This window comes from Daejeonella sp. (genome assembly GCF_017495225.1).
In the GTDB taxonomy this organism is placed as follows: domain Bacteria; phylum Bacteroidota; class Bacteroidia; order Sphingobacteriales; family Sphingobacteriaceae; genus Daejeonella.
In genome coordinates, this window is sequence record NZ_JAFEIG010000023.1 from 78,273 (window position 1) to 97,071 (window position 18,799).

Genomic DNA, 18,799 nt, shown 5'->3' on the forward strand with positions numbered 1-18,799 from the left:
ATAAGCAACAATGATAACATTATTTTATCTTTGCGCCATGCCTGATATCACTAAAAAAGTAAGAGTACGTTTCGCCCCAAGTCCTACGGGTGGTTTACACCTTGGAGGGGTAAGAACAGTTTTATTTAATTATTTATTTGCCCGCAAGCATGGTGGCGATTTTATCCTGAGAATTGAGGATACCGACCAAAGTCGCTATGTAGAGGGTGCAGAACAATATATTTTAGACTGCCTCGCTTGGTGCGGATTAAATCCGGATGAAGGTCCACAAAACGGCGGGCCCTTTGCTCCATACCGCCAAAGTGAGCGCAAAGCAAACTATAGAGTTTACGCCGAACAATTGGTGAAGGATGGTTATGCATATTATGCATTCGACACGCCAGAAGAACTAGATGCGCAAAGGCAAATAACGCCTAATTTCCGCTACGGGCATGAGAATCGTGGTTTTTTACGCAATTCTTTAAATCTCTCTGCCGAAGAAACTAAGTCGCTCCTTGACCAAGGTACAGCACATGTAATCCGCATTAAAGTACCAGCAGATGAGACGGTTCACTTTGTAGATATGATCCGTGGCGATGTGAGTTTCGATACCAATCTAGTGGATGATAAAGTACTTTTAAAGGCCGATGGTATGCCAACCTATCATTTAGCAGTGGTTGTTGACGATTATTTAATGAAAATTAGCCATGCCTTTAGGGGCGAAGAGTGGCTTCCTTCAGCCCCTGTTCATATTCTTTTATGGGAATATTTGGGTTGGAAAGCAGATATGCCACAATGGGTGCATTTACCCTTGATTTTAAAGCCTGATGGCAATGGTAAATTAAGTAAGCGCGATGGCGACAGGCTAGGATTTCCAGTTTATGCAATGAACTGGACTGATCCGAAGACTGGTGAGACAACCCGTGGTTTCCGTGAGATGGGTTACCTTCCTGAGGCATTCGTAAATATGCTTGCCCTGCTAGGATGGAATGATGGAACTGAGCAGGAAATTTTCAGCATGGATGAATTGATTGAAAAATTCAGCATTGAAAGGGTTAGTAAGGCAGGCGCAAAATTCGATTTTGAGAAAGCAAAATGGTTTAACCACGAATATATTAAGAAGGCTGAAATTGCTGATATTAAAGGACAGGTACTAACTATTCTTAAAGAAAAAGGTATTCAATTAGCTGATAATGAGTATTTTGAGAAGGTGTTGGCTGCAGTAAAAGAGCGTATGACTTTCCTTCAAGATTTCTGGGAACAAGCCTCTTTCTTTTTCGAAGCACCAGAAAGTTTCGATATCAATGCAGTAAAACCGAAATGGAGCGATGCTAAAACAGAATTTTTTAAGGAGCTTATCCAATGTTATGAAGCAGTAATTGCAGAAGGTGCTTGGGAAAGTGTAAACCTTGAAAATATCTTCAAATCATTAGCGGAAGAAAAAAACATCAAGGCAGGCGAATTAATGCTTCCCTTCCGAGTGATGTTGGTAGGTGGAAAATTCGGTCCCGCAGTATTTGATATATCCGTATTAATTGGTAAAGAAGAAACAATCAAAAGAATTAATAAAGCTTTAATTGCTTTCACAGAATAGAAATTCTTCTAATAAAAAAATGAAGGCTAATCATTGATTTGATTAGCCTTTTTTGTTTTGAATTGCTTTTGGGAAAATGATAAAGAGTGAAATAATAGAGAATGATTATAAAAAATAGCCTAAAGTTTATTCAAAGAGGAAATCGAGTAGAATTTAATTATCAAAAGGAATGAAAAAGATGCTTTACCGTTAAATAGAAAATTAAACACATTGAGAACTGTTTTTCCCTTTTTATCCTAATTTGATCATTAAAAAAATGACCAAATTCAATCCTAATAAACATCACCGTAGATCGATACGACATAAGGGTTACGACTACTCGCAATTAGGACTTTATTTCATAACGACAAATTGCCAAAATAACATTTATAGGTTTGGGGATGTTGAAAACGAAGAAATGAAATTGAACGAATATGGCAAAATTGCACATGAAGAATGGATAAAATTAGCCGATAGATTTCCAAATTTTGAATTGGATACATTTCAAATAATGCCAAATCATATGCATGGAATAATTTCATTAACGAATATAAATCCAGTCGTAGGGGCGGGGTTCACCCCCGCCCTTTCCAATAATAATTTTAATAATAGGGCAACCGCAATTAACGGCACAGGATTCACCCCCGCCATTTCGTTAAATCAAAATGATTTAAGGGCGACCGCGAGGGTCGCCCCTACGGCCACCGCAACAATAGGCGATATCATTTGTGCATATAAATCATTAGTTGCAAATGCCTGTTTAGACATCTATAAATCAAAAAATGAACAGATGGGAAAATTTTGGCAAAGAGATTATTATGACATCATTATTCGAAATGAACAATCTTATTTACAGATATCAAATTATATTGAAAACAATCCAAAAAATTGGAAAAAAGATAAATTTTATCGGAAATAAATTAAACAATTGAACATCGTCGAATCAACCGTAGGGGCGGGGTTCACCCCCGCCCTTTCCATTAATAATAATTTTAATTTTTTATATAGGGCAACCGCAATTGACGGCACAGGGTTCACCCCCGCCCTTTCCATTAATAATAATTTTAATTTTTATTAATGGGCGACCGCGAGGGTCGCCCCGACAACGACAACGACAACGACAACGACGATGACAACGACATCAAAGAATTAATATTTTAAACCTCCGATCTAAGCACCTCCAAAGGAGGTCTATTCAATATCCCTCTACTGTTAAATAGACCTATAATTACGGTTAATGAACAAATCAATAAAAACAGTAAAATTATTGGCAGCATTTCTGGCTGAAAGCTAGTTTCAAAACTAAATACTGCCAATGCCCAACTGGCTAAAAGCGATAAAATTATTCCCGCACCTGCTGCCAAAGCACCGAGGAAGAAATATTCTAATGCTGTAATAATTAATATTTGCTTGCGACTAGCGCCAATGGTTCGGAGTAATACACTTTCTCTAATTCGTTGATATTTACTGATTAAAACCGATGAAATCAGCACAATTAATCCCGTAATGATGCTAAAAGCAGCCATAAAACGAATTACAAAGCCCATTTTATCCAAAATTTCATCGAGAACACTCAAAACTAAGCCAAGGTCAATCATAGAAATATTTGGAAATGTACGAACTACCGCTTGTTGATATTTTGCAGAAACCTCATTACTAGGAACTTGCGTTAAAAGCACATGAAACTGAGGTGCAGCTTCAAGCACACCAGCAGGAAAAATTAAGAGAAAATTAGTCTGAATACGATTCCAATCCACCTTTCTAGTACTTCCAATAATCGCCTTCAAAGGCGCTCCCTGCACATTAAATTTAAGCTCATCACCTACCTTAACGCCAATTCGACGGGCATAGGCATCCTCAATCGACACATAAATTGGCTTTCCTGATTCCACTTTGCCAGTCCATTCACCTTCTATAATTTCTTCCGAATCGCTTAAGCTATCGCGATAGGTAACGCGGAATTCACGATCTAAAGCACGGATAGCAGCCTTATTTAAACTATCCTTCTTTAAGTCAGTAGCATTACGACCATTAATTTCAGTGATGCGCAGATTTACAATTGGAACCTGCTGAATAACAGGGAGATTCATGCTTTTGGTGAGATCTGCCACGGCCACTTTTTGATCAGTTTGAATATCAAAAAGCACCATATTGGGCTGATTTTTACTTGATGAAAGCGTGACACTATTGATTAAAATTCCCTGAACAAAAAACAAAGTGCTAATAAAGGCCGTCCCCAGACCGATTGAAACCACTAAAATTAAAGTCTGATTATTCGGTCTGAACAAGTTTGCGAATCCCTGACGCCATAAATAACTCCATGAACTAGGAAAAAAACGACGTGCTAACCACATCAAAGCATAAGCTAGCGCAGCCAAGACCAAAAATGCGAAAAAAACACCACCAGTAAAGAAAAAGGTCTGTTTCAGAGAGCTCATCTGCAAATAGCTAAAGCCGAAAACAAATAGCACAATTAAGAAATACACCAACCATTTGAGCGGATCTTTAAACAAGGATGTTTCCTGAAAAGATAGACGCAAAGTGTTTAACGGCGAAATATTCCGGACCGATACCAAGGGCAAAAGCGCAAACAAAATAGAGATGATTAGTCCCAAAATAATGCCCTGAGCAATGGCAAGCCAGGAAACGGTTGCAGTAATTTGGACCGGCAAAAAATCAGCTAAGACTGCCGGCAAAACCTGCTGAATAAGTGTTCCAAGTAAAGCACCCAATGTAGAACCAATAAATCCGATGCCAATAATTTGAATCAAATAGATGAAAAATGCTTGTTTCGAGCTAGCACCGAGGCATCGCAGAATAGCGATGGTATTTATCTTTTCGCGGATGTAAATATGAATAGCACTGGCAACACCAATACATCCCAAAAGAAGAGCGATGAAACCCACTAAAGCCAGAAATTCGGTAAGATCCTCAAAAGAACGCCCTGTATTCTCCTTGCGCGATTCAATCGTTTCATAGTCAAGCTCCGCTTTCTCGAATTGAGGTTCTAATTTTTTTGCTATTTTCTTAATATCAACACCTTCCGAAAATTTATAATAGTAATTATAAGTGATACGACTTCCCCTTTGTGAAAGCCCCGTTTGCTCTAAATAGCTCAAAGGAATATAAACGATGGGCGCTACGGAAGAAGCGAAACCCGTCTGACCTGGAGCTTTATTGAGTACACCTGCAATTTCAAAGCTAAGTTCACCCACTTTAATTGAATCACCCACTTGTGCATTAAATTGGAGCATGAGGGTCTTGTCAACGAGGGCTGTTTGGCTTTCACGAAAAGTGCGGCTGGCAGTCGCGGGACTAGTCTCAATTTCGCCATAGTAAGGATATTGACCAGAGAGTGCTTTTACACTAACTAATCGAGTTCCTCCACTCTTTGGGAAATAAATCATGGACGCAAAAGCGCGTTCTTCGGAACGTTCATCTCCTAATCCTTGGAGTAATTTTAAGGCATTGGGAGCTACTGCTTTATTGGTTTCTACAACTAAATCGGCACCCAAAAGACTTTTGGCCTGCGAATCGATGTCCTTTTTAAGATTGTACTCAAAAGAATAAATAGCAACTAAGGCCGCAATTCCGAGAATGATGGAAGAAATAAAAAGGAATAAACGGGAGCGGTTTCGGCGACTATCGCGCCAAGCCATAAGCAAAAGCCATTTGACATTCATAGCCGTGCTTTTTTCTGTAGTAGGACTCAAATTAAGCTCCGACATGATTCAAATTTTGACTGTTTGTACGTTCATCGGAAATTAAAGAACCACCTTTGATGCGGAGAATTCTTTGTGTTTTTGAGGCTAGATCTAAATCATGCGTTACTAAAACGAGCGTTGTTCCAGCCTCCTTATTGAGGTCGAAAAGCAATTTTACCACCTTTTCGCTGGTTTCCGCATCAAGATTTCCAGTTGGTTCATCAGCAAATAATATTTTAGGCGAATTGGAGAAAGCACGAGCTAAAGAAACACGCTGCTGCTCGCCACCTGAAAGCTGACTTGGGTAATGGTGGCCTCTATCTGCTAAACCAACCTTCTCGAGTAAAGCTTCCGCACGCGGACGGATATGCTTTTCGCCTCGAAGCTCCAAAGGAACCATTACATTTTCGAGGGCGGTAAGGGTGGGAAGAAGCTGAAAATTTTGGAAGATAAATCCCACATATTGATTACGCACATGTGCGCGCTCATCCTCATTCAGATGATCTAAACGAATATGGTTAAGCTCCACAATTCCTGAACTTGAACGGTCTAAACCAGCACAAAGACCGAGAAGAGTAGTTTTTCCACTACCTGAGGGACCAACAATGGCGCAGGTAGAACCCGCCTCAATAGCAAAATTAATATCATCTAAAACGCTAAGTGTTTTTCCGCCACTTTTATAGGTTTTACTTAGGTTTTGAATGTTTAGGATATTATCGACAGGCATAATTTTTATTTATTGATCAGCTTTTGCAAAATAAGCAAAATGAGGGGCTTGAAATGTAAAAATCATCTCATATTATTGAATGTGAGGGATGATGCAAATATTATGCCTGTGTAGGAATTTGGAATGGTCAAAGCCAGCATACCGTCATTTCGAACATGCCACACTAATCGCCCTATTAACTTTTAATGTCTGGCATGGAGAAATCTCATGCTATGAAACACCTAGCTTGAAACTAGCACAAATCAATAATGAGATTTGAAATCAAAATGAGATTTCTCCACTCATCACGATCACAGTAAAAAAAGATGTCTCTAGACGAGTGTTCGAAATGACGGCCATAATTCACATTATGAAGTAAAAGAATATCACCCTGAACTCGATTCAGGGCCTCCAATCAGCACGATTCTAGTTGAGAGTTCGAAATGACGGGTTAGCAATCCCCAAGCCCTACCTCCCCCAAAGCCCCCTCTTATTCAACCTAGCTTCACGTTGCAGCTTCACGAAATAATCAGCGTATTTTACGTTCGGCGGAATAGTCATAACCGAAGCATAGCCATTTTTGACTAAATGAGCATTTAAAAATGTGCCATCTTCTAAATAAACATAAGCCAAGGCTCTGCCATAACGGTCTTTGGGAGCAACATCATAAACCAATCTTACTCTTTTATTGCTGAGGAATTTTATAAGATAATTCTTTGCCTCTTTCCCGAAATATTCCACATCCTTACGATTCGTTTTACGTGATTCGGGTGCATTTACCCCAATTAATCTGATTTTTAGTCCCTTAGCCACTCCATTATCAATCCAAAAAGTATCTCCATCAACAATCTTTTTTATGCTATAAAGCTTGCTTTTATTTGGCTGCGAACTAGCAATTTCTGTATCAGGAATATTTGAACAAGCAATAAAAACTGGGGCGGTAAAAAGAAGGAAAAGGAGGAAGATTTTGGGGAAGATGGATTTCATGTAAGTTTAAAGATTTCTAAGCAATTGACAATGTAAATAAAAACAATTCAAATATCCTCCAATCTATCTCCAAGAATCAGCATTTGATTTCCATTATCCAATGTATAGTGAAACTCTGATAGGATTTCATGATAAGTAGAGTTAAATTTTTCAATTAGCATACCTTTTTGAAGATTTGACCTCCCGATGGGTGGAAGATTATCTGGCCAAATTAATGTGCTTTTATAAAGTTCAAAATTGCTTAAGAGCCATTCTTTCTCATTGAAAGGAGGAGAATTGATTTCTACGAGGGCTTGGAGGTATGGGGAGTCGTCGTGCATTGCTACCAAAAATAAAATATTTTAGAAGGGGTTTATATTCAGATGTAAGCAATCATCGCTTTCTCTAATTTCAAGACTAAGCCTTGGGTGCAGATGTACCTCATCAAAAAATTCATAATGCATCCAATTTTTATCTTTTGAATCAGGGTATATTAGTTCAAAATGCAATTTGCCAGTGGATGTTTTTCTTGAATTAGCAATTAATAAAACGGATTTATGTTATTTCAATTTCTTTTTATCCTTTGCAGGTGGTAAAAAGTTCTCGCCAGTTACCACACTTTTACCCGTGTTTGCTTCTAATTCTTTTCTTGCATTTTTGGCAACAGCACCTCCTTTTTTACTAGCAACAGCATTCTCCTCTAATCCTTTTGCCTTTTCGGTTTCTGCTATTTGCCTGGTAGAAAGTTCTGCCAAGGCTGTGAAAATAAGTTCGGCTTCACTCATATGATCTCTTAGGTTTTGAGATTTTAAACCTTTTAAATCCTTGTGTTTCTTTACGGTTAATCCTGTCCATTCTTGGTGAATGATATTGGTTAATGCCGCAAACTCATCTCCTTTTTTTACGCCACTTTCTTGCCAGTAATCGGTTAGCTTATTGCGTGTTTCCTGACCCGTCATTCGTTGCTGAATCCATTTTTCGCTTCTGCCTAGTTTTTGCCAGTTTTCTCTAGCTCTGTCTATGCTTTGGCTCGGGTCATTTATTTCTTGCATCCGCTCATAGCCTACTTTGGCAAGCCATTGCTTAAAGGGTTCGGCTTTGGGAGAAGGGATAGACTGGATGATGCGGAATATATCTTTAACTGTTCCGGCTAAGGTTTTTCTTATTTTACCATTGGTAAGCATTTCTACCTGGGGACAATTTGTCCCTATGTAGCTTCCCAATTCGGAATCTCGCTTTCTAAGCTTTTTTAAATAGTCAGTTGGGTTTACTGAATCTGTAAGTGCTTCAATAATATCAACAACCGAAAAATACCATTGTTCTTCTTTTTCGTTCCAAAGTGAACGAATCTTTTTTTCTTCAAATAATTTGATGGCGTTTTCCTTGTTCATATCTCGTGATTTTATGCGTTTTCCACAATCTTTATTTCCTCCTCCGTCAATTCATGTAAATCGTTAAGCCTTGAAACGATTTGAATTTTTTAAATTCTTTCAATTTTTCTTTTAAGATACGTTTTTCGAACGAAAACACGAGCAATTTGTGGCTAATTATTTGTTGATTTAGTAAGAACTAATTTCAAAAAATCAAAACATAAACCAATTGATTTATTTATCGGAAAAAGCTGTGCTTTTTTTATAAAGACTGCAATGTTTCATCCTAATTAATCCGTAGAGGAGCCTCAACTAGCGATTGTAAGGAGTCTGAAGAACTTATTATTGAATAATCCGTAGACAGCGCTGCGCTGAAGTCTACATACAGTGAATGATCTAATTTATTACTTTTAATTGCAATAAAGCTTAAATAAGATTATAAATAAAGTTCTTTACTATTTATTGCCCATCACTCCACATATTCAAAATAAGATGCTTTGAGTTCTTTATTATACAAAAGCTTAATTTTAATAATCTTGCCTTCTTCCAAATAAGCCCTCCAAGAAGTATCGGAAATAATTACGTATTGTTTATTAAATTCTTCCACTTGTGCATTTAATCCACCAACATTTTCCATAATCTGAATCATGTAATTAATTTGATGGGTTTCTTTGTCAAAATAATAAACATAAGTTCCGAAATCACCTTCAAAACTTGTGTATTTTGTGCCGCTATCGTTCAACTCAATTATAAATTTATCTTCGGGATACAATTCTTGTAATTCACTTAATCTTAATCCTAAATGAATTTGTGCATCACATAAAAAAGGTATAAAAAACAGAATTACAAAAAGTAGCTTTTTCATTTATTAGAATCTTTATTGTTTTTTTAAACAATTAATTACCTCACCCCACCAACCACCATCCCACAATCCCTAAAAACACCAATCCCCCAAGCGCTATAAAAACCTGCAAACCCACATAAGCACAGCGAATTCCAAAATCAATTGTTTCATACAGATCTTCCTCTGTCTTTGCAAATTTTAAATAGCCAAGAAATGCTCCAAGAGCAATCATTGGCATAAGTACCATAAACCAGATCATATTAAAAATTTATTGAACACCATCTTAATCCATGTTTATGCTTAAGAAGATATATAGAAAAATATTATATCATTAAGCTCTGATTTTAAAGCACATATACTCAGAAATATGGCTTTAAACACAAATAAATTGGATTGCACAAAAATCTTTTATTTTGAGTAGATATACTTACGGGAATCCGTAAAAGAAGAAATTGTTGATAATTTTCCCCGAAATTTGTATTTGCTAGGACTGGCAGGATTCAAAAAGAATAGGATAAACACCGAAAAAGCCATTTTGAGAAATAGACCTTTTGACAAATTTTTACAAAAAAAATTATGAGATTAAATTTAAGATAATTTTATATCACCCCAATATCCTTACAAAAAGCAATTAGCTGCTCATTATTATTAAAGCTTAAAACTTCCTTCATATAGTTTAAACGCTTCTCAACACTGCTTAGTCCGGAAGGTTTAATTTTCTTTGCCTTTAAATGAGTTGGAATATCTTTTTGTAAAACACCTTTAGATAGCAAACTTATTAATATGATATCAAACTCCTTAAATTCATAAGCATTACTGTATTGAATTGAGCGTCTCAATGAAGCACTTAAATAGGTTTTTTGATTGCAAATAGCATCAAATGCTTGCTTAAGTTCGGTTACGTCGCGGCGAGCTTTTCGCACAAATGCATTGATATTCAATTCTTTAAATAAATTATCAATGATAGCTCCTTTGCTCTCGGCAGAAAATACAAGTACCTTAATATTAGGCTGCAATTCTTTTACTGCCTTAATTAATTCAGTACCTGTACCAATTGTTTGAGGAATCTCATCTTCTTCAAAAGATAGGTCGGTTATGAGCAAATCATACTCATTACCTGTTTTTAAAGCATGATTGATACGCTTAAGTGCATCATCACAATAATAAACATGGTCATTATTCAAACAACCGAAATCCTCTAATGCTTTCCTAATCGAAATATTAGAACTTTCATGATCTTCAGCAATAAGAACCTTTTTGAACATAATTTTTAAACCTTGATAGGAATCATTAACTGCACGTTAAGTCCGCCACTTGTACTGGTTCCAAAATTAATATTACCATTTATGCTATTAATACGGTTTCCCGTATTTGATAAACCATTCTTAAATTTTATGCCATTGGAGATTCCAATGCCATTATCTGTGTAATAAATAAAAATTTTATTGCCTTTGAGTTCAAATCTGATGGCTACATGAGTCGCACGACTGTGTTTTCTCATGTTTACCATTAACTCTTGAAGCACCTGTTTTATCTCAAATTGATCTTCTGCTGGCATATATTTCCAGAGTTCATTCGTATTTCCAACAATCACCACTTTGGTTTCTTCAGAAGCAAATGAGACTAATAATTCGCGGATTGAGTTTTCAAAATTACTTTCATCAGCTGCTTTCGCTAAAACTTCATAAGAAATATCTCGGGAGCGCTCATAAAGCGATTCCATTTTATCAAGTATTTGTTCTTGGGCAATCTCTTTGCTGTTTTCAATCTCGGTCATTATTTGATAAATGCCATTGGCTACTACATCATGTACCTTTTTTGATGTTTTTAATTGGCCAGCTTGAATGGCATTTTGAGCTTCAAGCTCTAAACGTTTTGCACGTCTTTTATACCAAATAATGGATAGAAAAGCTCCTCCAATTAATAAAATGCTAAGCGAAACAATCCATATATTACGAATAGTGGCCTTTCGCTGTAATAATAAATTATCTGCCTTATGTCTTTCTGTTTCGTAGCGAATGAGGGCAAATTGGTTTTTGGCATTGTTTCTTAATGTTTGAATACTGTCTGACAATTGGCGGTATTGAGCAAAGTATCTCTTTGAATTTTGGTCATCACTTAATGAAACAAGCTTTTTAAGACATTCGAGAAGGTCATCTGGACTATCAAGACTGTATACCATTTGATGCCATTGTTTCGCAAAGTATAGAGCACTATCGGGACGAGTTTTAAGGTAAAAATCTGTAAGATGATCGTAGCTATTGTTTTCGCCCAATTTATCTTTTTCTTTAATTCGGATACTTAATCCTTGTCTAAGTTCTGTAGATGCATCGTAACTTGGGTTTTGAAGCCATTTGGCACTTGCATAGTTTGTAAGTATTCTAGCATAATCCACAGGATTTTTCTCCTGACTAATTATACTTTTAAAAATAGGAATTGCAACATCGTATTTGCCACTCTTTCGGTAATTATTAGCTATATTATTTTTAATTACCAATATAAATGTAGTATCTGCGGTGAACTCTAAACTCTTATTATAAAACTCTACTGCTTTATCATATTGCTTTAAACTTGAACTTATAATACCCAATGTATTGTAATTAGATAAGTTATAATTAAAGTGATCTGGGTTTTTATCATCTAAAAAGCTAGCTGCATTTAAAGCTAATTCTTGTGCCCCAAAAAAATCGCTCTTATCTGAAGCAATAATAGCCATATTGATCAAGCATACGGCCGCATTAACACTATCCTTTTCTTGAAGAAGTTCATCCTTAGCTTTATTATAGTAAATGAAAGCAGAATCTTTTTCACCACTATCACGAAATTTATATGCTTTTAGAAAAATTGGATTTTTAGATTTTTCTACTTTTTGAGGGTTGGAGCATGCGTAGCAAAATGTAATGAAAAGGATATATAAAAGGGAACGATACATATGAATAAAATTTTATCCAATTTATACAATTCGCCGTAGTTTTTTCAATTTGATATATTAATGATTTTTTAAACAAAAATGGGCGCATTAATTTTTATCAATGCGCCCTTTCTATTTAATTATTGTGGTGGAATTTGTTTGTCTCCTCCACCGGTATCCACTATCACATTATCGCTGCCTGTTTGAGCAGTTGTAGATTCACTTTCATTTGTACTAGCCGTAGGGCTTGACAATCCCAATAGGATTGCAATTAATAACTCAATCATTTCTTAAAAATTAATAGGTAAATAATCTGGCAGGGCCATCCAAACCTTTTCGAAAAGCTTGCTGCATGTTATTCAAGAGGCGCCTCTTAAAATTTTGGGAAGGATTGAGAATTGAAAAGCAGAATGGTATCGGTGCTTCCCAAGACACGTCAATTTTTCTACAATTCTTTTCTCGTGGAAACCGATATTGCCTAGGATCGTTTCGGCTTCCAGGAGTAAAATTGCTGCTAAGACATCTGCTTCATTGTATTTGATTCCAAGGATTCCATAAATTCCTATTGGAATTCCGGAAAAGCATGAAAATTCCTTAGATTCATAAAATTTTATTCAAAATTTCTGACAAATGTTCTCAGATTATAAAGTACAGGTTGTTGATTTTTATAAAAGAAATCGGGTGCTGGGAAAGCTGCCACTGAATTTAATTAATCCCACACCAGCTAAGCTAAAAAAGGAATGTCTATTAGTTGTTCAGTCTAGGGGCACTAAAGGAGATATTGCAATTATTCGTCAATTTTTTGGACATCGCGATGATGAAGATGGCTATCTAAAAGCCATAAAGAATATTGATACCGATAAGTTTAAGCCATTAGTTAATTTTTTAAAGGAACAAACTCAAGATACAGAAGATAAGAATATCGAATTATTGGCTTGGTTGGTAGATTATAACCCGAGGCCATATCAATTTAGTTTCGAAGGAAATACGACACCTAAAGGCGAGATCATAACTATTACAAATGAAATTGAGCCTAAATCAGAACCAATCATCATATTGGGATATGAAATCACATTACCGGCCAAAACTTGGTATCAAACAAAAAATCTAAGACTTTTACCTATTTTGCTGATAACAATAATTGCAATCTTTTCATTAAACCAGTACTTGAGCCCAAATTCTATTCTAAGTTTTGGAAAAAATAAAAATCAATGTATGTATTGGACAAACGAAGGTTATGCTTCAATAAATTGTGATGAAAAAATGCCACAAGTTCAAATCATTGCTTTGGATGAATCGAAACTTAAGTATTTCAAGAAGATTACTCGTCCTGATACCTTAACAATATCTGATATCAAAGGAGTTTGGTATTCTAAAATCAATAAGGTTGTTGAACTATATACTTCACCAGGCAACCACCCTGTGTATACGGACAAGCAGTTAAAGCCATTAACGAAATATATGTTTAATAAATATGTGATAACAGGGCAAATTGAAAAATAGATAAACATTATTTTTGTTTAAATCCCAATATTCCACCTTCCTAATAGGATCCAAATTCCGTATTTTCGTATAAAATAAAAGCCATGAATAAACTCAAAATATATACTTGTTTGATACTTATAGCACTAATTAGCGCTTGTACCAATGGAGAGGAGAATAAAAAGGAAATCGATAAAAATAATAAATCAGAAGAAAAAAATATAACTAAAAAGAAAAACATTCTTGTTTTTGGGGATAGTCTTACTGCCGGACTAGGTGTGGAGCCAGAAGAAGCATTTCCCGCATTATTGGGAAATAAAATTGATTCATTAGAGCTTGATTATGAGGTGATTAATGGGGGACTTAGTGGCGAAACTTCTGCAGCAGGAAAAGCACGCATCGATTGGCTCTTAAAGGATAAGGTTGATATTTTTGTGCTCGAGCTTGGCGCTAATGACGGTTTAAGGGGTATTCCTGTGCTTGAAACTCGTAAAAATTTACAAAGTATCATTGATCAAGTGAAGGCTAAATACCCAGACGCGAAATTTGTCATGGTGGGTATGGAAGTCCCGCCCAACATGGGTAAAACTTATGCCTCCGAATTCCGGACAATCTTCCCAGACCTCGCAAAAAAGAATGATATGACTTTGGTTCCTTTTTTATTGGATCGCGTAGGAGGTGTGCCTGAACTTAATCAAGCAGATGGTATTCACCCAACAGCTGCTGGGCATCAAATACTGGCGGATAATGTGTGGAAGGTTTTAAAAGATATTCTATAATTTTTAAAACAAAAAAATCCGGAAATTCCGGATTTTTTTGTTTGTAGCCCTTTATTAATTCCTCAATTTTTTAAGGGGCAATTCATATCTAACCAATTCAATTATAAGACGCAGGTAAAGCGAATTAGTTGCAAGAAAATGAAAATATTTATTTGGGAGAGAAAGGCTAAAGGCTGGTAAGATGACAACACCGAACAGAGGAGCGACCAGTTACATTTTTTGCGTCTTAGCGAGAATTAATCTTTTTGTGTCTCGCAGAGCCGCAAAGCCGCAAAGAAAGAAGGCAATAAAATATAGAAAAGACGGCTGATAAGGTTATAAAATCGACGAAAACCATTTTTATTGAAAAAACTTTGCGTCTCTGCGTCTTAGCCAGGGTTAATTAATGTTATTAAAATCAATATAAATGACGATAAATTGAAATGTAACAAATTTTCAACTGATTGATTTTATTTATTGCAATGGATTGAAATTCATTGCTACAAGATGGGTCGTCCCGATGGGACTGGTAAATAGTTCTATACTGGTAAATACATAAAAGAGCCATAGGCTCGACCCATATTTTAAGGCAGGAATTTATTCCTGTTCTGTAACCATGTGAACGGTAAATGGTTCGTCATTGAAAGGGTTAATTTATGTTATAAAAATCAATATAAATAGCCTTAAACTAGCAAAGACATAAATATCAACTGATTGATTATTAATGAATTATAAAAAACGTCAATGGTAGAATTAATTTTTTGTTTCTCAACTAGAAACAATGTCGCGGAAAAAGACATAAAAAAAGCCCAAAACGTTAATTTTGGGCTTCTCAAATCAAAATTTTTCGATTTATTGAACGTAGAAATTACCTTTCATCATACCACTATGACCAGGGAATGTACAGATGAATTCATAAACACCCTTTGCAGGTGCTACAAACTCAATTGTAACAGATTCACCACCACCAATTAATTTAGTGTTTGCCAATACTTCAGGAGCTCCAGCAGGGATGTAATCGGTGTCTTTTGCTTGCATTGCTTTAGTTGCAAAGTCAGAAACAATTGTCCCCTGGGCTAATAATACCCAATTATGACCCATAGCTTCTTTAGCTAATTTACCAGTATGGTTAAGTGTCAACTTAACAATCTGACCTTCCTTAACTGTAATTTCAGGCAGATCATATTTCATATCATCACCTGCATTAATGGTAATCGAAACTTCTTTTTCTACTGGCGCAGCTGCAGTTTCTTGACTTGTAGTTTCTGCACTTGTGGTTTCCGTAGTCTCTGTACCACCACCACAAGAACTCAAAGCAAATAATGCCGAAAAAGCAATTAAACTTAATTTTTTCATATGATTTATGTTTTTAAATTTTATATAATACTCAAAATTAAGGCCTGAAAAATGGAGAATAATCGGCAGATTGTCACATTTAACGAATACTGTTATTTATACTTTATTATGATAATTGGAATCTATTTGAGAAACAAATCGCTGTAAATGAAAGCTGGTTGTATGGTAACAGAAGATTAATATACTTATTTATAAATATGATTTGTTGTAATGTAGGGACAGGTCGCGACCTGTCCACTAACAGAATATTTTTTATTAAAAAAGGACAGGTCACGACCTGTCCCTACGCAAAACTAAACCTTTTCCAATAAATTCGCGGGGAAAGAAATACCAAATTGAGTACCCTTTTCTAAATCAGATTCTACAGAAATTATTATTTGATGATAATCGGCGATACTTTTAACAATAGATAATCCAAGTCCGTATCCACCCGAATCTTCTGATTTATTTGCCTTTTTAAAACGATTGAAAATAGTAGAAATTTCTTCTTCAGGAATACCTATCCCACTATCAATCAAGTCTATAGCATAAGTTCCATCTGCATTTAAGCGATCTTTAATATGTATAAATCCAGATTCTTTATTATAACGAATGGCATTGTTTATCAAATTATAAAACATTTGGAAAATAAGATCTCGGTTTATGTTTTTGAGTATGATATCCTTTGAAAGAGAAATTTCTAAACTGATATTTTTTTCGCTAAGTCGGTGACTAATTTCATCCGAAATATCTTCAAATAATTCAGAAACCTTTACTGATTCCTTCTTCGTAAATTGATCATTTTCAATTCTAGAAATCAGTAATAAAGAGTGCACAATACGCTTAAGTCGGTTCAAGGTTTTTTGCATGCCAATAAGGCGTTCTTGAACTAAATCGCCAATTTCGGACTCACCCATCAGGTTTTCAATTTTATTTTGCAAAATTCCGATTGGGGTCATCAATTCATGTGATGCATTGGCAGTAAATTCTCTTTCTTTCTCAAAAGCGACATGAATTTGTTCCATCAATTTGATTAATGAGTCGTCGAGGAAACGGAAATCGCTTGTGGTGGTTTTAATCGGGACCGTATTTTCATTGAATGGAAACTTCCTATTAATAATTTTGGTCTTAATGATTTTCACCAATGGCCTTAGAAGGAAACGGGTGTAAAAAAGATCAATAATCAAGGTAATTAGAATCAACCCAAGCAATACATAAGTTGCAATCCTTTGTAGTGGTCGCTTATATTGGTCGATGGTTTCGATGGTTTTCCCAACTTCCATCAAATAGGTTCCTATTTCAGTATCAAATGAATGAATAAGTACGCGATAGTTTAGAGTATCTTGCTCAATAATACGTTGATCGGTATAAATGGTATCAAGCTTAAATCCCTGTTCTACAGGCTCTAATGAGATGTATTCCTCTTTCAACATGGTATAACTACCATAGCTTTCTTCGCCTTGAAGATAAGAATCAACTCCATTTTTATTAACAACCTCTAGTACTTTCTTTTGTTGCTGTTGAAGGTAATAATCGGTATAGTTGCTAGCAATTTCCCCAATTAAATAGGGCAAAGTAAGCACGAATAGCAAAACTATAGCAAGCTTTGAGAGGGTAATAAAGAGCGTAAGTTTGCTAATTAATTTCAACTATTTTCTGATTTTATATCCTACACCTCTTACCGTTTCGAGCCATTCAACTGCACCGAAAGCTCCTAATTTTTTACGAATATTCTTGATATGAACGTCAATATAATTGGAATCATAATCATCATCAACAAAAGAGCCCCAAATATGCTCACTAAGCTGCATTCTGTTTAGCACCCTGTTTTTATGTAAAAGCAAGTAGCTAAGCAAGTCAAATTCCTTTCGGGTGAGGTCAATCTCATGCGATTGATGTTTAACCGTCCTATTTTGTAGGTCGATCATAAATTCACCCAATTCTATTTCTTGCGTATTGATATTAAATTTCCTTCTGGAGATTGCCTGCATACGCGATTGCAACTCTAAAAGTGAGAACGGTTTAGGAAGATAATCATCAGCCCCTAAATCAAGTCCCAAGATACGATCTTCAATATTTCCACGTGCTGTAAGAATGATATAAGCCGCATCAGGATTAAGCTTTTTTGCCTCTTGAAGCACTTTTAGTCCGTCGAGATCAGGTAATCCCAAATCCAATAAAACAAAATCATAGGGATTTACACCAAGCATTTCGAGTCCTTTTTTGGCGGTATGTGCCATATCGCAAAGGTAAAATGCCTTTTTCAGGAAGGCCTCTACTTCATAGGCCAAGGTTTTCTCATCTTCAATTAGCAGTACTTTCAAATCAGAATTGGTAATAGAAACTTAAATTAAAAAATGAACGTGGCTTTTGCTGTGTATCCGATACGTTTTTCCCTAGGCTAGAAACCTGCCAAGCACCCTCCAACAAATAATTCTTACGATTATAGCCAAGCAAGAAATTCATATTGTATGAAATCATGTTGAAGCTACTTGCATCCCTTGTGATGGTATAATTTTGATCTCTTGGAGGTGGATTGGGGTTATTAGGCATAGTATTCCTATCGCGCTTTACAATGTATTCTTCAAGATAATGCAAGGTGCCTCCTACAAGCTCTAAACCTGGCTCAAAAGAAATAAAATCCTTTTCCTTCGATATACTTCCAAGATTAATGGCCTTTGAAGCTGTAAAAGAAAGGAATAAATCGGTTTGTGTTCCAAAAGCGTAATAGGTATTGAAGCCTGTTTTAATAAAATTTAGATCATAAGCCAATGAAGCACTTATGGTATTTTCGTTTGCTGCACCTAATAATGGCGAATTTTTAGCAAAGAAAGATCGGCTATAAGCTATGGTTCCATTAAAATTTTTCGCAATCTGCTGTTCTAATCCAGCAGTTAAATCTAATTCAGAAATTAAGGGACCGCCAGCATTTATCAATTTGTAAGATCCTACAGAAAAGAAAAGTCCGTTTTTTAAACTCAGAGCCGCATTGTTTAGAAAATAAGGGAGTTTTTGCTCCGCTGTTTGTCCGTAATAATTGGCATTATTACCATAAATACCGGCTAGGATAATTGTATTTCTTTTAGGCTCCACTTCAGTAGAATCAACCTGCGAAAAGGCCCTTGAGGCTATAAAAAATATTAGTGTTAGAAAAATATACCCTCTATTCAT

18 protein-coding genes are annotated in these 18,799 nt (G+C 35.8%); 4 read left to right on the forward strand and 14 right to left on the reverse strand.

What is annotated here, in order from left to right:
• Positions 1 to 10 precede the first annotated feature (10 nt).
• Both gltX and QZ136_RS10340 read left to right on the forward strand, forming a co-directional pair.
• On the forward strand, positions 11 to 1,573 hold the full coding sequence (gene gltX / locus QZ136_RS10335; protein ID WP_291403156.1) for a glutamate--tRNA ligase: 1,563 nt from the start codon (positions 11 to 13) through the stop codon (positions 1,571 to 1,573).
• Between the two features lie 397 nt (positions 1,574 to 1,970).
• Positions 1,971 to 2,471 (forward strand): transposase, encoded by a 501-nt coding sequence (locus QZ136_RS10340; RefSeq protein ID WP_291403158.1) that lies wholly within the window; start codon positions 1,971 to 1,973, stop codon positions 2,469 to 2,471.
• 238 nt (positions 2,472 to 2,709) lie between these two features.
• Here the strand turns inward: QZ136_RS10340 and QZ136_RS10345 are convergent, their stop codons facing one another.
• From QZ136_RS10345 to QZ136_RS10390, 10 genes are all read right to left on the reverse strand, one after another.
• A complete protein-coding gene (locus QZ136_RS10345; RefSeq protein WP_291403159.1) occupies positions 2,710 to 5,280 on the reverse strand; it encodes an FtsX-like permease family protein in 2,571 nt (856 codons plus the stop codon).
• Positions 5,267 to 5,983 carry an ABC transporter ATP-binding protein gene (locus tag QZ136_RS10350; RefSeq protein ID WP_291403161.1) on the reverse strand — a complete coding sequence of 239 codons (717 nt, stop codon included), beginning with the start codon at positions 5,981 to 5,983 and terminating at the stop codon, positions 5,267 to 5,269. The genes QZ136_RS10345 and QZ136_RS10350 overlap by 14 nt, the downstream gene beginning before the upstream one ends.
• A 447-nt stretch (positions 5,984 to 6,430) precedes the next feature.
• The gene (locus tag QZ136_RS10355; RefSeq protein WP_291403163.1) at positions 6,431 to 6,949 is read right to left on the reverse strand and encodes a thermonuclease family protein; all 519 of its coding nucleotides are present in this window, start codon (positions 6,947 to 6,949) and stop codon (positions 6,431 to 6,433) included.
• Positions 6,950 to 6,996: 47 nt separating this feature from the next.
• Positions 6,997 to 7,269, reverse strand: coding sequence for a hypothetical protein (locus QZ136_RS10360; protein ID WP_291403165.1), 273 nt, complete (start codon positions 7,267 to 7,269; stop codon positions 6,997 to 6,999).
• A gap of 219 nt (positions 7,270 to 7,488) precedes the next feature.
• A complete protein-coding gene (locus QZ136_RS10365; RefSeq protein WP_291403168.1) occupies positions 7,489 to 8,319 on the reverse strand; it encodes a Bro-N domain-containing protein in 831 nt (276 codons plus the stop codon).
• Positions 8,320 to 8,767: 448 nt separating this feature from the next.
• Positions 8,768 to 9,163, reverse strand: coding sequence for a hypothetical protein (locus tag QZ136_RS10370; protein ID WP_291403170.1), 396 nt, complete (start codon positions 9,161 to 9,163; stop codon positions 8,768 to 8,770).
• A gap of 40 nt (positions 9,164 to 9,203) precedes the next feature.
• Positions 9,204 to 9,401 (reverse strand): hypothetical protein, encoded by a 198-nt coding sequence (locus QZ136_RS10375; RefSeq protein WP_291403172.1) that lies wholly within the window; start codon positions 9,399 to 9,401, stop codon positions 9,204 to 9,206.
• A gap of 340 nt (positions 9,402 to 9,741) precedes the next feature.
• Complete coding sequence (locus QZ136_RS10380) at positions 9,742 to 10,407, reverse strand: response regulator (protein WP_291403174.1); 666 nt, start codon at positions 10,405 to 10,407, stop codon at positions 9,742 to 9,744.
• Between the two features lie 5 nt (positions 10,408 to 10,412).
• On the reverse strand, positions 10,413 to 12,074 hold the full coding sequence (locus QZ136_RS10385; RefSeq protein ID WP_291403176.1) for an ATP-binding protein: 1,662 nt from the start codon (positions 12,072 to 12,074) through the stop codon (positions 10,413 to 10,415).
• Between the two features lie 119 nt (positions 12,075 to 12,193).
• On the reverse strand, positions 12,194 to 12,340 hold the full coding sequence (locus QZ136_RS10390; RefSeq protein WP_291403178.1) for a hypothetical protein: 147 nt from the start codon (positions 12,338 to 12,340) through the stop codon (positions 12,194 to 12,196).
• Positions 12,341 to 12,683: 343 nt separating this feature from the next.
• Between QZ136_RS10390 and QZ136_RS10395 the strand changes: the two genes are divergently transcribed.
• Together QZ136_RS10395 and QZ136_RS10400 are read left to right on the forward strand one after the other, a co-directional pair.
• The gene (locus tag QZ136_RS10395; protein ID WP_291403180.1) at positions 12,684 to 13,556 is read left to right on the forward strand and encodes a hypothetical protein; all 873 of its coding nucleotides are present in this window, start codon (positions 12,684 to 12,686) and stop codon (positions 13,554 to 13,556) included.
• Between the two features lie 83 nt (positions 13,557 to 13,639).
• Entirely contained in the window at positions 13,640 to 14,314 is a 675-nt protein-coding gene (locus QZ136_RS10400; protein WP_291403182.1) for an arylesterase, read from the forward strand.
• A gap of 831 nt (positions 14,315 to 15,145) precedes the next feature.
• Here QZ136_RS10400 and azu read toward each other — a convergent pair.
• The 4 genes from azu to QZ136_RS10420 all read right to left on the reverse strand — a co-directional run bounded on the left by azu (position 15,146) and on the right by QZ136_RS10420 (position 18,799).
• On the reverse strand, positions 15,146 to 15,649 hold the full coding sequence (gene azu, locus QZ136_RS10405) for an azurin (RefSeq protein ID WP_291403184.1): 504 nt from the start codon (positions 15,647 to 15,649) through the stop codon (positions 15,146 to 15,148).
• Positions 15,650 to 15,942: 293 nt separating this feature from the next.
• A complete protein-coding gene (locus QZ136_RS10410; protein WP_291403185.1) occupies positions 15,943 to 17,277 on the reverse strand; it encodes a HAMP domain-containing sensor histidine kinase in 1,335 nt (444 codons plus the stop codon).
• A complete protein-coding gene (locus tag QZ136_RS10415) occupies positions 17,278 to 17,952 on the reverse strand; it encodes a response regulator transcription factor (protein WP_291403187.1) in 675 nt (224 codons plus the stop codon).
• Position 17,953: 1 nt separating this feature from the next.
• Positions 17,954 to 18,799 carry a hypothetical protein gene (locus QZ136_RS10420; RefSeq protein ID WP_291403189.1) on the reverse strand — a complete coding sequence of 282 codons (846 nt, stop codon included), beginning with the start codon at positions 18,797 to 18,799 and terminating at the stop codon, positions 17,954 to 17,956.

Coding starts and splice junctions, on each gene's coding strand:
- gltX (WP_291403156.1), top strand. CDS start 11: ATGATAACATTATTTTATCTTTGCGCCATGCCTGATATCACTAAAAAA.
- QZ136_RS10340 (WP_291403158.1), top strand. CDS start 1,971: ATGAAATTGAACGAATATGGCAAAATTGCACATGAAGAATGGATAAAA.
- QZ136_RS10345 (WP_291403159.1), bottom strand. CDS start 5,280: ATGTCGGAGCTTAATTTGAGTCCTACTACAGAAAAAAGCACGGCTATG.
- QZ136_RS10350 (WP_291403161.1), bottom strand. CDS start 5,983: ATGCCTGTCGATAATATCCTAAACATTCAAAACCTAAGTAAAACCTAT.
- QZ136_RS10355 (WP_291403163.1), bottom strand. CDS start 6,949: ATGAAATCCATCTTCCCCAAAATCTTCCTCCTTTTCCTTCTTTTTACC.
- QZ136_RS10360 (WP_291403165.1), bottom strand. CDS start 7,269: ATGCACGACGACTCCCCATACCTCCAAGCCCTCGTAGAAATCAATTCT.
- QZ136_RS10365 (WP_291403168.1), bottom strand. CDS start 8,319: ATGAACAAGGAAAACGCCATCAAATTATTTGAAGAAAAAAAGATTCGT.
- QZ136_RS10370 (WP_291403170.1), bottom strand. CDS start 9,163: ATGAAAAAGCTACTTTTTGTAATTCTGTTTTTTATACCTTTTTTATGT.
- QZ136_RS10375 (WP_291403172.1), bottom strand. CDS start 9,401: ATGATCTGGTTTATGGTACTTATGCCAATGATTGCTCTTGGAGCATTT.
- QZ136_RS10380 (WP_291403174.1), bottom strand. CDS start 10,407: ATGTTCAAAAAGGTTCTTATTGCTGAAGATCATGAAAGTTCTAATATT.
- QZ136_RS10385 (WP_291403176.1), bottom strand. CDS start 12,074: ATGTATCGTTCCCTTTTATATATCCTTTTCATTACATTTTGCTACGCA.
- QZ136_RS10390 (WP_291403178.1), bottom strand. CDS start 12,340: ATGATTGAGTTATTAATTGCAATCCTATTGGGATTGTCAAGCCCTACG.
- QZ136_RS10395 (WP_291403180.1), top strand. CDS start 12,684: ATGTTCTCAGATTATAAAGTACAGGTTGTTGATTTTTATAAAAGAAAT.
- QZ136_RS10400 (WP_291403182.1), top strand. CDS start 13,640: ATGAATAAACTCAAAATATATACTTGTTTGATACTTATAGCACTAATT.
- azu (WP_291403184.1), bottom strand. CDS start 15,649: ATGAAAAAATTAAGTTTAATTGCTTTTTCGGCATTATTTGCTTTGAGT.
- QZ136_RS10420 (WP_291403189.1), bottom strand. CDS start 18,799: ATGAATAGAGGGTATATTTTTCTAACACTAATATTTTTTATAGCCTCA.